This is a genomic window from Roseateles aquatilis, from assembly GCF_002205645.1.
Classification (GTDB): domain Bacteria; phylum Pseudomonadota; class Gammaproteobacteria; order Burkholderiales; family Burkholderiaceae_C; genus Roseateles; species Roseateles aquatilis.
On the sequence record NZ_NIOF01000038.1, the window covers coordinates 1 to 1,471 of the forward strand.

At 69.5% G+C, this 1,471-nt stretch carries 1 protein-coding gene and 1 pseudogene; both read right to left on the reverse strand.

Annotated elements, in window-relative coordinates:
- A pseudogene (locus CDN99_RS27920) lies at positions 1-854 on the reverse strand (hypothetical protein); the annotation flags it as partial.
- Between the two features lie 69 nt (positions 855-923).
- A complete protein-coding gene (locus CDN99_RS27925; protein WP_088388942.1) occupies positions 924-1,319 on the reverse strand; it encodes a hypothetical protein in 396 nt (131 codons plus the stop codon).
- Positions 1,320-1,471 lie beyond the last annotated feature (152 nt).

Sequence of the window (1,471 nt, forward strand, 5' to 3'; positions counted from 1 at the left end):
ACGTCCTGCGCGATGAGCCGCGCGTTGCCGGGCTGCCCGGCGCCGTCGAAGCCCTCGGCGACGCTGCGGATCTTGCGGCCCGCGCGGTCGTAATACACCCGCGCGAAACCCGAGATCGCCGACCCGCCCTTGAGCGTGACGGTGTGTTCGAAGCGCACCGCGTCGCTGGGTGCTTCATTGCTGGCGGGCGATGCGATGGCCGGCGCGGTGCCGTTGTGGCAGCCCGCGCTGCCCGAGGGCGCGTTGGACGAGGTCGCCTCGACCAGGGTGCCCGAGGCCGCGTCGTAGACCCTGAGCCAGCAGTAGTAGACGGCGGTGCTGGTGCCGTCGGCGCGCGTCTCCAGCACCTTGCGGCCGAAGTCGTCCAGCGCCCAGGTCGTGGGCAGGCTGTTGGGTCCCACGAGCCGGGTGGCGGCGCCAAAGCGCGGGTCGTACTCGCGCGTCTCGCTCTGGCTCAGCGCGTTGGCGGCGCTGGTGGCGAAGGTGCCCGCGGGCACCGTGACGCTCACGCCGGCCACCGTCACCGTCTGCTGCGCGTAACTGGCCGTGGCGCCGCGCGGCGTGAACTGCGCCAGCGCCGAGGCCCCGCCGCAGTTGGCCGTCGTGGTGGCGGTCTTGTTGCCGAAGGCGTCCCCGTACGTGTAGGACGTGGTCACGCACAGGCTCGGTTGGTCCGGCTCGACCGTCTCGCTCTCCAGCAGGCCGTTGGCCTTGTAGGTGAACGCGCTGGTGCGGCTGTAGCTGTAGGACGGGTCCGCCTGGGCGGCGCCCGTCCACGCCAGCGCCAGCAGCACGAGGCTTGCCGAGCGCCACGCGCCTCGTCCCATGGACGTCGCGAGCCGGAATGCACGCATGTTTTCCTCTCCCTGGTCCGGGTGGCCCGGACTCGTCGTATTGGCTTGCTTGGGGTCCTCGTCGGACCGTCAGGACGTCTTCAGCATCACGTACCGCGGCAACGGCGCCTGCTCGTACGTGGCCAGTTGATCGCAGGCGACCGGTGAATCCACGTAATAGATCGTCACCGGCTTGGCGTTGGCCATCGACTGCTTGATCAGCGATAGCCAGCCCGCGCAGGTCGCCGGCGAAATCGTCACGGCGTTACCGGTGAGCGTCTGGTTGAGACTGCACAAGCGTGTGTTCTGGTTGCGCCAGGACGAGTACACGTACAGCAGCCCGTCGGAATCCAACCAGGTCTGGGACACCGTCCCGTCGCACCAGTACTGGCCCGCGCGCGCCTGCATCGGCGCCAGGACGGCGCCCGCCGTCAGCAGGGCCGTCAACGCGCGGCGCCCGGCCGTCCACGATGTCTGCTTCGTCATCCTGACTCCCTCATTCCCCGTTTGCTTCGTCGCATGGCCGAGCGCCGCTCAGTCATCCAGCAGCAACTGCAAAATCGCCTGCAGCACCGCCGGGTTCACCGGCGCGTTGGTCTGCTGGTTGCCGGCGGTGGCCGTGGCCGTGGGCGAGTTGC

Bases quoted from the DNA above. Each gene is read 5' to 3' on its own strand.
- CDN99_RS27925 (WP_088388942.1), bottom strand. From the start codon at position 1,319: ATGACGAAGCAGACATCGTGGACGGCCGGGCGCCGCGCGTTGACGGCC.